The organism is Microbispora sp. CSR-4 (assembly GCF_008033685.1).
Classification (GTDB): domain Bacteria; phylum Actinomycetota; class Actinomycetes; order Streptosporangiales; family Streptosporangiaceae; genus Microbispora.
Window position 1 is genome coordinate 39,212 of sequence record NZ_VJVX01000050.1, and the last position, 12,272, is coordinate 51,483.

At 73.0% G+C, this 12,272-nt stretch carries 10 protein-coding genes; 4 read left to right on the top strand and 6 right to left on the bottom strand.

From position 1 onward, the window contains the following. Nucleotides 1-5 precede the first annotated feature (5 nt). Nucleotides 6-1,247: an alanine racemase gene (locus FLV34_RS29730; protein ID WP_147944666.1), complete on the bottom strand. Its 1,242-nt coding sequence runs from the start codon at nt 1,245-1,247 to the stop codon at nt 6-8. A gap of 104 nt (nt 1,248-1,351) precedes the next feature. On the opposite strand from FLV34_RS29730, the gene FLV34_RS29735 reads away from it, so the two are divergent. Next, the gene (locus tag FLV34_RS29735) at nt 1,352-2,041 is read left to right on the top strand and encodes a tetratricopeptide repeat protein (RefSeq protein WP_147944667.1); all 690 of its coding nucleotides are present in this window, start codon (nt 1,352-1,354) and stop codon (nt 2,039-2,041) included. A 125-nt stretch (nt 2,042-2,166) separates the two neighbouring features. Here FLV34_RS29735 and FLV34_RS29740 read toward each other — a convergent pair whose 3' ends face one another. From FLV34_RS29740 to FLV34_RS29755, 3 genes are read right to left on the bottom strand one after another with little or no spacing between them, the layout of a single operon-like run. Continuing rightward, a complete protein-coding gene (locus FLV34_RS29740) occupies nt 2,167-3,711 on the bottom strand; it encodes an amidohydrolase family protein (RefSeq protein WP_147944668.1) in 1,545 nt (514 codons plus the stop codon). A gap of 26 nt (nt 3,712-3,737) precedes the next feature. Continuing rightward, a complete protein-coding gene (locus FLV34_RS42775) occupies nt 3,738-7,853 on the bottom strand; it encodes a DUF4153 domain-containing protein (RefSeq protein WP_261985955.1) in 4,116 nt (1,371 codons plus the stop codon). Between the two features lie 25 nt (nt 7,854-7,878). Further along, entirely contained in the window at nt 7,879-8,568 is a 690-nt protein-coding gene (locus tag FLV34_RS29755; RefSeq protein ID WP_142649270.1) for a response regulator transcription factor, read from the bottom strand. 202 nt (nt 8,569-8,770) lie between these two features. Between FLV34_RS29755 and FLV34_RS29760 the strand changes: the two genes are divergently transcribed. Both FLV34_RS29760 and FLV34_RS29765 read left to right on the top strand, forming a co-directional pair. Beyond that, on the top strand, nt 8,771-9,364 hold the full coding sequence (locus tag FLV34_RS29760) for a hemerythrin domain-containing protein (RefSeq protein ID WP_240971675.1): 594 nt from the start codon (nt 8,771-8,773) through the stop codon (nt 9,362-9,364). 594 nt (nt 9,365-9,958) lie between these two features. Next, nucleotides 9,959-10,153, top strand: a complete 195-nt coding sequence (locus FLV34_RS29765) for a hypothetical protein (protein WP_142649269.1) — start codon at nt 9,959-9,961, stop codon at nt 10,151-10,153. 81 nt (nt 10,154-10,234) lie between these two features. Here FLV34_RS29765 and FLV34_RS29770 read toward each other — a convergent pair whose 3' ends face one another. Next, nucleotides 10,235-10,546, bottom strand: coding sequence for a DUF3817 domain-containing protein (locus tag FLV34_RS29770; RefSeq protein ID WP_147944669.1), 312 nt, complete (start codon nt 10,544-10,546; stop codon nt 10,235-10,237). Between the two features lie 77 nt (nt 10,547-10,623). Next, a complete protein-coding gene (locus tag FLV34_RS29775) occupies nt 10,624-11,547 on the bottom strand; it encodes an SURF1 family protein (protein ID WP_147944670.1) in 924 nt (307 codons plus the stop codon). A 447-nt stretch (nt 11,548-11,994) separates the two neighbouring features. Between FLV34_RS29775 and FLV34_RS40815 the strand changes: the two genes are divergently transcribed. Beyond that, entirely contained in the window at nt 11,995-12,168 is a 174-nt protein-coding gene (locus tag FLV34_RS40815) for a hypothetical protein (RefSeq protein ID WP_168066169.1), read from the top strand. The last annotated feature ends 104 nt before the right edge of the window (nt 12,169-12,272 follow it).

Below are 12,272 nucleotides of genomic sequence, written 5' to 3' on the forward strand. Positions count from 1 at the left end.
CTCCATCAGAAACACGTGTTGATCAAATCAATCACGACGTCGTCGTCGTCCACCACGGGGATGACCCGCCATTTGTCGAAGGCAGTGCACGGGTGCGACAGCCCGAACGACACCAGGTCTCCCGGGCGCAGCCCGGCGTCGCCGTCGAGATAGGCGTGCTGGTCCTGCACCTTGACGACCGTCACCCCGGTCAACGGCTCGGCCGGACCCCGGCCACCCCGCCGTACGGCCCGGGGGAACGGCAGGTGGATGTCGTGGGGGACGTCCCGCTTGCCCATGCCGACCAGCACGAGACCCGGCTCGGGCACGGACAGCACCTGGGCCCAGACCTCCAGCGCGGGCCGCAGCTCGCCCTCCAGCCGGTTGTAGGGCGTGTGCTCCCGGTAGTAGCCGTCGTCGTGGGCGATGTAGGCGCCGCTGCGCAGCACCACGGTCGCGCCCGGCTCCTTGGTCAGCGGCGCGAGCTCCTCGGCCACCAGGTCGAACCACGAGCTGCCCCCGGCGGAGACCACGATGGGCCCTGCCACCTGCGGCGCGAGCGTCCGTGCCGCGAGGGCCAGCTCGCGCAGGAACCCGCGCACCCCGGCGGCCTCGTCGTGGGTCCCCTCATATCCGGCCACCCCGGCCAGCTCGGTCCCCCGGGCCTCCCGCACCGCGCGGGCCACCGCCAGCAGCTCGTCGTGGTCGCGGCAGCCGGTGCGGCCGCCCGGGTGGCCCAGCTCGACCAGCACGCGGAACGGGACGTCGCCGGCCATCTCGTCGAGCACGCGCACGCCCTCGATCGAGTCGGCGAAGCAGAGGAAGTCGAAGCGCCCGATCTCGCCGGCCAGCCAGCGCAGCGCGCCGCGGTCGAAGATCTCGTTGGCCAGCAGCACGCGCGGCACGCCGAAGGAACGGTGGACGAGCACCTGGCCCGGCGTGGCGGTGGTGACCCCCCACGCCCCGGCGTCGAGCTGGGCCCGCACGAGCTGCGGCGACATCGTGGTCTTGGCGTGCGGCGCGAAGGCCAGCCCGTGATGGTCGGCGAAGCGCGCCAGCGTCGCGATGTTGTGGTCGAGGGCCGAGCGCCGGGCCGTCATCACCGGCCAGGTGAACGCGCCGTCGAACAGGGAGTGCCGGGCCGCGGCGAACTCCCGTCCGCCGATCGGCTCGCCCGGCCACAGGAAACCGCGGGTGCGCGCGTCGACGACGATCTCCGGGAGCCCCGGCTCCGCGGGCCGCGTCGGGAGGCCGTCCGTGAAACCCACGCCGCCCCCCTTGTTGTCCGGTTCAGACCACCTTGTGGATCGTACTGGACCACCGTCTCGGGGGTAGACTCGCGCCCTCACACCATGATCGGGATGGGGTGGCCATGAGCGGCGACGTGCGACTCGAGCGGGCCCTTGCCCTCTATGAACAGGCGGTCTTCGGCGGCGACGCCTCGGCTCTCGCCGAGGCCGACCGCGAGCTGGACGCGGTGGAGGCCGACCTGACCACGCGGGGACCGGGACGGGACATCGCCGCCGCCGAGGCCGGGCTCGCGCTGGCCCGCGGCCGGATCGTCCACGCGCGGTTCCTCGAACACCACGAGGAGGACCCCCGCGAGCTCGAACTCTTCGAGCGGGCGGCCGATCTCTTCCGGCGGCTCGGCGACACGCGCGGCGAGGGCGAGGCGCTCTTCTGGATCGGCTGCTTCCACCAGGTCGTACGGCACGACGACGAGGCGGCCGGGCCCGCGTTGCGGCGGTCGCATGAGCTGGCGGCGGGGGCCGGTGACAAGCTGACCATGTCCTACGCGCTGCGCCACCTGGGCATCGCCGATCACAAGGCGGGACGGCTGGAGGCGGCGCGCGAACGGCTGGAGGAGTCGGTCCGGCTGCGCCGGGAGCTCGGCTTCCATCCGGGGGTCGCCGCCAACCTGGTCGGGCTGGCCTACATCGCCGCCGCGGAGGGCCGCCGTGACGACGCCCTGCGGCTGCTCGACGAGGCGGCCGTCCTGGCGGAGACGAGCGGAGCCCTGGGCATCGCGCGGCACGTGGAACAGGCACGCACGAACCTGTGATCATCCCCCGACCTGGGCACGCCGACGACCGGCAGCGGCTGATCGACGCGCCCGGTGGCGGGCCGGTGGACGACTTCGCCGTCACGCTGCGCCGGGTCCCGGCCGAGCAGGTCCGGGCCGCTCGTTCAGGCGGGGCGCAGCGCCCGGCCGGGGGTGGCGCCGGTGAGCTCGCCGCCGCGCAGCACCGGCACACCGCCGACGAGCACGTCGTCCACGCCCACGGCGAGCGAGCGGGGCTGGTCGTAGGTCGCGGTGTCGGCCACCGTCGCCGGGTCGACGACGATCAGATCCGCGGCCTGGCCACGCCGTACGAGACCGCGGTCGGGCAGCCGGAAGCGGCGCGCCGGGTGCGAGGCCAGGTGCACGGCGGCCTGTTCCCAGGTGAGGTCGCCGAGCTCGCGTACGTGCCGGCCGAGATAGCGGGCGAACGCCCCGAAGCCGCGCGGGTGCGGATGGCCGCCCACGTAGATGCCGTCGGAGCCGCCCGTGTGGCCGGGGTCGCGCATGACGGCGCGCACCGACTCCTCCCCCGCCGGGCCCTCGTCGGGGCGGGCCTGCACGCAACCCGCCTGCAGCCGGGTCTCCACCAGCAGCATCCGGCAGAACTCCGCGGGATCGGCGCCGAACTCCGCCGCGGCGGCGGGCAGGGTCATCCCCTCGGCCCACTCGAACCCGGGGGCGTGCGAGAGCGTGATGCGCGGCCACAGGTCGTCGCGTCCCGCCCACTCCCGGGCGAGGCGGTCGCGTTCCGCGGACAACATGGCCACGGCGCGGTCGGGGTCGGCGGCGGGCACCCACGGCGGCAGCGTCACCATCGCCAGGATCGTGCTGGCCCGCAGGTAGGGGTAGGTGTCGAAGGTCAGGTCGACGTCCTGCCGCCGGGCGTCCTCGACCAGCGGCAGCAGGGTGGAGGCCGGGCCGTGGAGATGCGAGACGTGCACGGCCGCGCCGGACCGCCGGGCGATCTCCACGACCTCCGTCATCCCCACCGCCGCGGACGCGCCGTACGCGCGCATGTGGGTCACGTACGGCAGGTCGCCCAGCGGCGCGCACAGCGCCGCCAGCTCGGCGGCGTCGGCGTAGCGGCCGGGGGCGTACTCCAGGCCCGACGACAGCCCGGCCGCCCCTTCGGCCAGGCCCGTCTCGACCGCGCGGAGCATGGCGCGCAGCTCGTCCGCGTCCGCGGCGCGCTCCGCCGGGCCCATCGCGTCGAACCGGATCGTCGCGTGCGGCAGCAGATAGACGGTGTTGAGCGGGGTCGCGCCGTCATATCCGGCGAGCAGACCGGCGACGCTCACCGGCCCGTCCACGTGCGGGTGGGGACCGTTGACCGCCGCGAAGTAGCGGCTCGCGTACGCGAAGGGGGCCGGGGGGGTCGCCGGGGCGAACGACAGCCCGTCCTGCCCCAGCACGAACGTCGTGACCCCCTGCCGCAGCGCGGCCTGCTGCACGAGCGGGTAGAACACGGCCGCGTCGCCGTGCGCGTGGCAGTCGACCAGGCCCGGCAGCACGAGCCTGCCCGCCGCGTCGATCCGCCCCGCCGCCTCCGCCTGGCCGAGGCGGCCCACCGCCTCGACCCGGCCCCCGCGCACACCGACGTCGGCGCGGAACGCGGGGGCTCCGGTGCCGTCCACGACGCGGCCACCCGTGATCACAACATCGAAGCTCACGTCTCCGATTAGATCAGCCGTACGGATCAGTCGTACGGACCGGGCATGCGCGAAGGGCCGGGGCAGTCGCGCGACCGCGAGACGGGCGGCACGACGGGCCTGCGCTCCAGCACCTCGCGGGCGCGGGCGCGGGCGAGGTTCCAGCCGTTCCAGGGGTCCGGCTTCCACAGCTCGTCGGCCGCCACCACTTCGCTCAGCACGCAGCTGCGGTCCGGCTCCGGCAGGCGGTCGAGGATCGGCACGGCCTCCGCCCCCAGCTCGCTCAGATAGTCGTGGTCGAGCCGCTCCACGCCCCGGACCGTCAGCTGGGTCTCTGCCACCCGCGCGTCGGGGTCCCACACCGCGAACACGAACAGCGACACCCCGGTGAGCAGCACGAGCGCACGGAAGAACCACGACGTGCCGCCGCCGGCCAGGCGGACCGCCCCCACCACCAGGACCAGCACGAACACCGCGCCGAGCCACCAGATCGTCGCCTCCACCGAGGCCCGCAGCCGCGACAGGCCGTACGCGTCGGTGTAGAGGCCGAGCCGGTGCAGCGCCGAGGCGAGGATGACGAGGGTGAACGCGCACAGCAGGCCGAGCAGCACGGCCAGCAGCCAGCGGTCGGCCCGGCTCTCGCGGCGCAGCAGGGCGACCGCGGCCGCCACGATGCCGAGCACGAAGAGGCTGACCGTGACGAGTTCGAAGAAGCCCGACCTCGCATACTGCGCGTAGGTGAGCCCCGCAGTCGTCAGCACCCTGCGGCTCCCGCCGAACAACACCGTGATCTGCACCGTCACGAACGCCGCGAACAGCAGGTTCAGCCCGATCAGCGGGATCATCCACACCTGGCGGCCGATGGACATCCGCAGGTCGGGCGCGGCGGGCTCGGCCACCGGCCGCAGGCCCACCAGCACCGCCGCCGCGGCCAGCGCCGCGAACACGCAGAACACGAAGGCCCGGTAGGGCAGGCTCCTGACCCAGTCAGGGGTACGCAGCAGGTCGCTGAGGAAGGCCGAGAAGACGGCGTCGGCCGAGGCGAACAGCAGGCCGAAGACGGCCAGCAGGACGATGGTCACGAGGGCGCTGACCAGCGTGGGCAGCATCCTGCGCCGGGTCAGCCTCCGGATCGGCCCGCTCAGGAACCACGGCTGCGGCAGCAGCGCGAACACGACCGAGACCCCACCCTTGATCACCGCGAGCCAGCCCCGTCCGCCGCCCGACACCGCGAGCGACCCGACTCCGAACGCGGCCAGCAGCACCGGCCCGACCAGCCAGTCGGCGTCGCGGAAGAGCACCACGGAGACCAGCGCGTACGCCAGGAGGCCGAAGGCCACCGTCCACGGCGTGATCCGGCCACGACGGAGCGGCAGCACCGCGGGGAACGCCGCGGCGCCCATCGCGACCGCCGTCAGCGCGAAGCCCAGCCCGGGCGCCGCGTCCGGCAGGGAGACGGCGGCCACCAGGCCCGTCGCCGCGGCGGCCGGCAGCAGCCACCGGGGCGCGTCCGGCAGTTCCGGCCGCGGGAACAGCGGCGGCGGCACGTACGCGGGCGGCGGCGGGTATCGCCCCGGCCCCTGTGGTCCGGGCGTGCCCAGCCCCAGCGTGCCCGGGTTCTGCGTGCCTGGGTTCTGCGTGCCCGGGTTCTGCGCGCCTGGGGCGGGCGACGGGGAGGCGCTCACACCCCGTGCCGCGGCCTGGGCGGCGCTCATACGAGCGACCGGCCCAGGTGACGGCGCATCTGTCGGCCCAAGTGTCGGCCCAGGTGTCGGCCCAGGTGATGGCGTGGGCGACAGCACCGGTGACGACGCGGATGACGGTCCGGGTGGCGGCGCAGGCGTTGGCCCGGGCGTTGGCCCGAGCGTTGGCCCGAGTGTTGGCGCTGCGCCCTGCCAGGGCGGCGGCGCGGCTCGATGAGCCGATGACGACCCGCGTGTCGCTCCCGCGATCGCACCGCCGATGGCGAACAGCAGCACCACCACGACGCCCAAGCCGAGGATGACCGAGACGACCATCCCGGTGAGGAATCCGGCGATCATGCCAAGGCCCGCCCCCAGCGCCGCCCGCGCCAGCTGCCCAGCGGGGTCATGGACGGCGCCAGGCCGCGAGGCGGGCACATGCGGTGCGGGCACATGCGGTGCGGGCATATGCGAGGCCATATGCGACGCGGGCGCATGTGGGGAGGACACGTCCGAGGCGAGCATGTGCGAGACAGGCGCGTGTGACGCGGGCATGGGTGACGCGGGTACGTGTGCGGCGAGCGGCCGTGAGGCTACACCCCCATCCTGCGCACCCACGCCCTGCACACCCACGCCCTGCACACCTACGCCCTGCGGACCTTCGGGGTGCGCGCCCCCGTCGTGCGCGCCCATGTCCTCCGCCGCCGCACCCGGCTGACCCGCCCGCGCATGAACGAGGCCAGACCGCAACGACTCACTGCGCTCCTCGCCATCGCCCAGAACCCCGGCGTCCTGCGCACCCCCCTCGCGCACACCCACGTCCTGCGCCGCCGCACCCGGCTGACCCGCCCGCGCATGAACGAAGCCAGACCGCAACGACTCACTGCGGTCCCCGCTGTCGCCCAGGGCACCGGCGCTGTCCGGAAAGCCGCCGTGGTCCCCGCTCTGGGGGTGGCCGCCTGTCGGAGTCTCGGTCTGCGATGAAGCCGAGACCTCGTGAAGGAATGCCGGCCGGAGGGGCTCCAGGCTGTGAGGCTCCACGCTGTGGGGCTCCAGAGTGCGGGAATCCGGGCTGGGGGGCTCCGATCCCTCCCCGTGCCCGGCCTCTGCTCGCTCATCCCCGGCCTGGCTCGCGGGCGAGGACGCCCCCGCATCCTCGCCCCGCGCCTCCCCCACCAGTGCGTCCTCTCGCCGCGTCCGCCCCACCAGTGCGTCCTCGCCCCGTGCCTCCGCTACGCGCACGACCTCATCAGCGGTCTTCTCCGCGCTCACTGCGGGGGCGAGAGTGCCATCGATCAGATCGGTCTCGCCTCCGAATGGGCCCTGCTCGCCGGGCCTGCCTTCGGCGCGGCCCGCGCCCGGCATGCGGACGTCCATGTCTCCCCTTCCGGCGCGGACGAGTCCGTCCGTGCTCTCCGCCGCAGCGGGCTCCGAGCGATGCGGCAGCACGACGACCATCCGGCACCCAGGGGCCGTGCCCCCGCCTCTCAACTCGGTCCCCTCGATCCTCCCGGTCCGCCTGGTGACCGGGATCGGGTCGGACACCGAGATCGACCCGCCGTGTAACTCGACGATCTCCTTGGCGATGGCGAGCCCCAGCCCCGCCCCGCCCGCGTCGGCGGCCCGTCCGGCGTCGAGCCGCGAGAAGCGCTCGAACACCCGGGCCCGCTCCGCCTGCGGGATGCCGGGACCGTCGTCGGTCACGCTGATCTCCAGGTTCGCCCCGGCCGGCCGCGCCTCCACCCGGACCATGCCGCCGGGCGGGCTGTGCCGTACGGCGTTGTCGAGCAGGTTGGCCAGCACCTGAGCGAGCAGGGCCGCGTCGGCGGACAGCACCGTCCCCGGCCTGACCGCGCTCACCACCGTGACGTCGTCACGCGCGAGAGTCGCCTCAGAGACGGCCTGACGGCACAACGACGCCAGGTCCAGCTCCTCCGGCTCGATCAGCCGGGCCCCCGAGTCGAGCCGCGACAGGTCGAGAAGCTGGGCCACCAGGCGGCCGAGCCGCTGCGTCTGGGCGAGGGCCGTACCCAGGGTGTCGAGGTCGGGCGGCGTGACGCCGTCCACGATGTTCTCCAGCACGGCCTGCAGGCCGGTGATCGGCGTACGCAGCTCGTGGCTGACGTTGGCCACCAGTTCACGCCGCTGGCGATCGACCTCGGCGAGGTCGGACGCCATGGCGTTGAAGGCCCGCGCCAGCTCTCCCACCTCGTCGCGGGAGGTCGCGCTGACGCGCAGGCCGTAGCGGCCCTTGGCGATCGTCTGCGCGGCCGCGGCCATCTCGCGCAGCGGCCGGGTCATGCCGTGGGCGAGGAGCTGCACCATGATCATCGCGAGCACGACGGCGATCGCGATCCGCAGGTCCCGGGACATGCCGGAGTTGATGCCGACCTCGTTGACGACGAACGCCGCGACCACGGCGAGCACGATCACGATGCCGAGCTTGACCTTGATCCGGCCGAGGAAGTCGAGCGGCCTCAATTGCCTGGCTCTCCCTGCTGAAACGTCATGGACGGACGAGCGCGTATCCCACGCCGTGGACGGTGCGGACGACCTCCGGGCCGAGCTTGCGGCGCAGCGCGCGGACGTGGCTGTCCACGGTCCGGGTCGCGGCTGCCTCGGAGAAGCCCCAGATGTCCGACAGCAGCCGTTCGCGTTCGAAGACCTGACCGGGCCGCTCGGCGAGACGCCGCAGCAGGTCGAACTCGGTCCGGGTGAGCTGGGCCTCGGCCCCGCGGACGAACACGCGGCGCTCGGCCGTGTTGATCTCGACGTCGCCGACCCGGATCACCGCGTCCTCGTGGGCCAGCAGGCTGGCCCGCTCCACCCGCCGCAGCAGGGCGTGGATCCGCGCGACGAGCTCCCGCATGCTGAACGGTTTGGTGATGTAGTCGTCGGCCCCCACGCCCAGGCCGACAAGGACATCCGTCTCCTCGCCGAGCGCGGTCAGCATGAGCACCGGCACCGGGCGGGCGGCCTGCATCCTGCGGCACACTTCGAGCCCGTCCAGGCCCGGCAGCAGCCGGTCGAGGACGACGAGGTCCGGCTCCGCCTTCGCATAGGCCGCGAGCGCCCCCTCGCCGTCACTCGCGACGCGTACGTCGAAACCCTCCGCCACGAGCCGGAGCCGTACGGCGTTCGCGATGGTGGCGTCGTCCTCGACCACGAGGATGCGGCGTTGCTGAGGGGTAGCCATGGAGGGAAGCGTAGATGCCCTCTGTGCAGAGTCTCCGTCCGGAAATGTGCAGATCCCGCGCATCCCGTGCATGACGGGCCGCCCGTGCCCGCCACAACAAGGGCTGCGGGCCGCAGCATCGCTTCGATGAGCCGAATCCACTGGTCAGGGGTTTCGCCCTCAGGTTACGGGTAGCCCGGATATGACCAGAAAGGAGGCGCTAATGGACCGCCAGTCAAGGCCGGAGACCATGCGGGAGAACGACGTGATCGATCTCCTGACACAGCAGCACGTCCTCATCCGGGAGCTGTTCGACGAGGTCGACAGAGGCCAGGGGGAGGAGCGCAAGGAGGCGTTCAGCCGCCTGGTTCGCCTGCTCGCCGTCCACGAGACGGCGGAGGAGGAGATCGTCCACCCGTATGCACGGCGCAAGCTGGTCGACGGCGACACGATCGTGGACAACCGCCTCCAGGAGGAGGAAGAGGCGAAGGAGATGCTCAGCCGCCTCGACGACATGGACGTGACGACGGCGGAGTTCTCCCAGGAGCTGGAGAGGCTGCGGGCCGCCGTGTTCGCCCACGCCGCCGCCGAGGAGCGCTACGAGTTCTCCGAGCTCAAGGCGAGCACGTCCGAGGCCGAGCGCAAGGCGATGGCCGTGGGGGTCAAGGCGGCCGAGGCGATGGCTCCCACCCACCCGCACCCCGGGGTCGAGTCGGCGATGGAGAACGTCCTGCTTGGTCCACCGGTCGCGATCATGGATCGTGCCCGTGACCTGATCCGCAAGGCGATGGGCAAGTCGGAGTCCGGCGAAGGCTGAGTCTCCGGTCAGGGGTCTCCAGCCGGGAGTCCCCGATCAAGGGCCTCCGGCCGGGCCGCAGTACGGGAACGGACTCCGTCCCGTCGAATCGGGAGCGCGGCCCATGCCGGACGACCGGGCAGTGTGCGCGGCGCCGCGGAGCCGGACGGGAGACGATCACTCGTCTCCCCGGCACCGCGGCGCCGCTGCGTGGACGCGCACCGGCTGGGACCAAACCGGAATCAGGCCGGGATCAGGCCGGGGATCAGGCTGGTATAGGGCCGGGTCAGCGCGGGATCAGGAGGGGGTAGGCCCCGGGGTCGGGCGGGGTAGGTCCCGGGTCGGGCCGGGGTCAGGCGCGGATCGAGCGGGGTCAGGCCCGGGGGGTCAGCGCGGGATCGGGAGGGGGTAGGCCCCGGGGTCAGGCGCGGATCGAGCGGGGTCAGGCCCCGGGGGCAGCGCGGGGTCGGGCGGGTCAGACGCGGATCGAGCGGGATCGGGCGGGATCGGCGCCGGCTTCCCGCGGGCGTTCGCGGAACTCGGCCGGGGCTCCGGACGTTCTCCAGGCGACGCGGGACTTCGCCCCGCGCGAGACCCGACACGAAAGGCCTGACGATGTCGCCACTGGGCAAGTACTACGTGGGCGCGGCGGTGGTGGCCGTGCTGGTCTTCATCCTTCCGGTGCCGTCGCTCCTCGCCTGGCTGATCACCATCGGCGCGCTGGGTGCGCCGGTCGTCGCCTACTTCATGCTGGACGAGTCGCAGCGGGCGCGGCTGCGGCGCATCCGCCGCCGTCAGATCGGCCGCTGAGGCCCCCGAGCACAACCACAGACACGACACAACAAAAGGTACGGCCGGGTCGCGTTTCGCGACCCGGCCGTTCCACTTCGCTCACGAAGCGGTGGCGATCCTCCTGCGCGCCCGCTCGGTGACGCTGCGCTCCATCACGAAGGACAGGAACGGGATCGTGCCCGCGATGAGCACCAGCAGCAGATAGCCGACCGACCAGCGGGCCTTGATCAGGCCCAGGTTGATCGCGGCCACCAGATAGATCATGTAGAGGAAGCCGTGGATCGGCCCGACGACCGCGACCATCGTGTCGCTGTCGAACCCGTACTCGACGACCATGGCGGCACACAGCACGAGCAGCATCACGCCGACGATGTAGGCCATGACGCGGTAGAAATTGAGCGCAGATTCCACGTCGATCATTACCTCTGCTGGGGAAACGGTCACACCACGATATCCGGGCCACCCGGTGGTCCCGGCTCCAGGGCCGCTCAGGCCTCCACGTGCGCGGCGGGCTCGGACGGCTGGGGCCCGGGCGACCGGGGCTCGGGCGACCGGGGCTCGGGCGGCTGGAGCCCGGATGACTGCGGCTCTGATAACTGAGACTCGGACGGCTGCGGCTCTAACGGCCCCGGTTCACCCGGCGCCCGCTCTGGTTCCTGTTCGCGTTCCCGCCGCCCGCGCAGGGCGTCACGGACGAAGTGGAACCACATGTAGACGGCGAACAGCGCGAAGATCCACCACTGGAGGGCATAGGCCAGGTTGCGCCAGTTGAACCCACTGCCAAGGGTCGGCGGCGACACGGCCACCGGCGTGACGCGGGTCGGCGGCTCCTGCGCGGTCGCGACGACGAAACCGTCCCGCACCTGCGCGTCCGGCCACAGGTTGATCAGCTCCGCCGTCGACACCGTCGCGACCTGACCGGCCGGCAGGTTGCCGCTGCGCATGACGTCGTCGGTCTGCTCGGCCGGCCGTAGCCGCCCGGTCACGGTCACGGTGCCCTCGGGCACGGCCGCGGCGGGGGCGTCCGCCCTGGCGACCCAGCCGCGTACGACGGGGACGACCGTGCCGTCCGCGAGCCGCAGTGGCGTGAGCAGCCAGAAACCGTCCCCCTGGGCCGCCCGGCCGCCGGGGGCGGCCACGTCGGCGACCCGGTCGGCCACCAGCAACTGGTGCGCGGCGTCGTAGGTCCCCGTGGCGGTCACCCTGCGGCTGATCGCGGTGCCGTTCACGTGCTGCCCCACCTGAGCCAGCTCGGTGACGGCCACGGGCGCGGGGTCGGGGGCCCGCTTCGGGGCGCCCGACGCCTCGAAGACGCCGAGCTGCCAGCGGCCGAGGAAGGTGAAGGACACGAGCACCCCGATGACCAGCAGGTGCAGGGCCACCAGCCGGGGAGCCAGGAGGGTGCGGAGCATGAATACAACGCTATCCGCCGCCCGCACCGGTCCGGTATTCGCTCCGGCCCAGAAGGACGCCGGCGCCCGGCCGGGGCGGTGACGTCTCGGCACCGCAGCACGGGGTCATGCGCCTTCCACGCGGCGGCCCGCACGGGTCAGCCCGGTGACGTCACGACGAACTCGGCAGGGGTTCATGCGGGTTCCACCCGGCGGCCCGGATGGGTCAGCCCGGTGACGTCTCGGCACGGCGGCACCGGGTCATGCGCCTTCCACGCGGCGGCCCGCACGGGTTCGCGCGGCGGCAGTCGGCGCGGCGCGGGTGCCACCCCGCCCGTAGGCCGGTACGCCGCCGTTTCCCGCCTCCGCCGGAGCATGAGTTCTGCCCTTCCTCAAGTGACCACCAGGAGAGGGCAAAATCCGACAAATCGCGGCCACGACACACCATGTGTCGCTAGAGTCTTGCCCATGTCCGACCCTCAGATCGACCCGGCCGGAAACACGCAGGCTTTCCGGGCGTTCGCGCAGCAGCAGGACGTGGAGGCCTCGAAGGAGCAGCCGTCGCGCCTGCCGATTTGGATCGCCGTCGGTGCGGCGCTCGTTGTGATCCTCGCCGTGGTGGCGTACCTCCTGGTGCGCTGACATACCTGTACCAGCCGCCGACGTCCGCGCCCGTCGGCGGCTTTGTCATGCCCGCCGACGCGTCCACGACGACACGTCGCTCCCCTGCCGCTCGGGCCGTACGC

Coding starts and splice junctions, on each gene's coding strand:
- FLV34_RS29765 (WP_142649269.1), top strand. CDS start 9,959: ATGTCGCCACTGGGCAAGTACTACGTGGGCGCGGCGGTGGTGGCCGTG.
- FLV34_RS29775 (WP_147944670.1), bottom strand. CDS start 11,547: ATGCTCCGCACCCTCCTGGCTCCCCGGCTGGTGGCCCTGCACCTGCTG.
- FLV34_RS29735 (WP_147944667.1), top strand. CDS start 1,352: ATGAGCGGCGACGTGCGACTCGAGCGGGCCCTTGCCCTCTATGAACAG.
- FLV34_RS40815 (WP_168066169.1), top strand. CDS start 11,995: ATGTCCGACCCTCAGATCGACCCGGCCGGAAACACGCAGGCTTTCCGG.
- FLV34_RS29760 (WP_240971675.1), top strand. CDS start 8,771: ATGGACCGCCAGTCAAGGCCGGAGACCATGCGGGAGAACGACGTGATC.
- FLV34_RS29755 (WP_142649270.1), bottom strand. CDS start 8,568: ATGGCTACCCCTCAGCAACGCCGCATCCTCGTGGTCGAGGACGACGCC.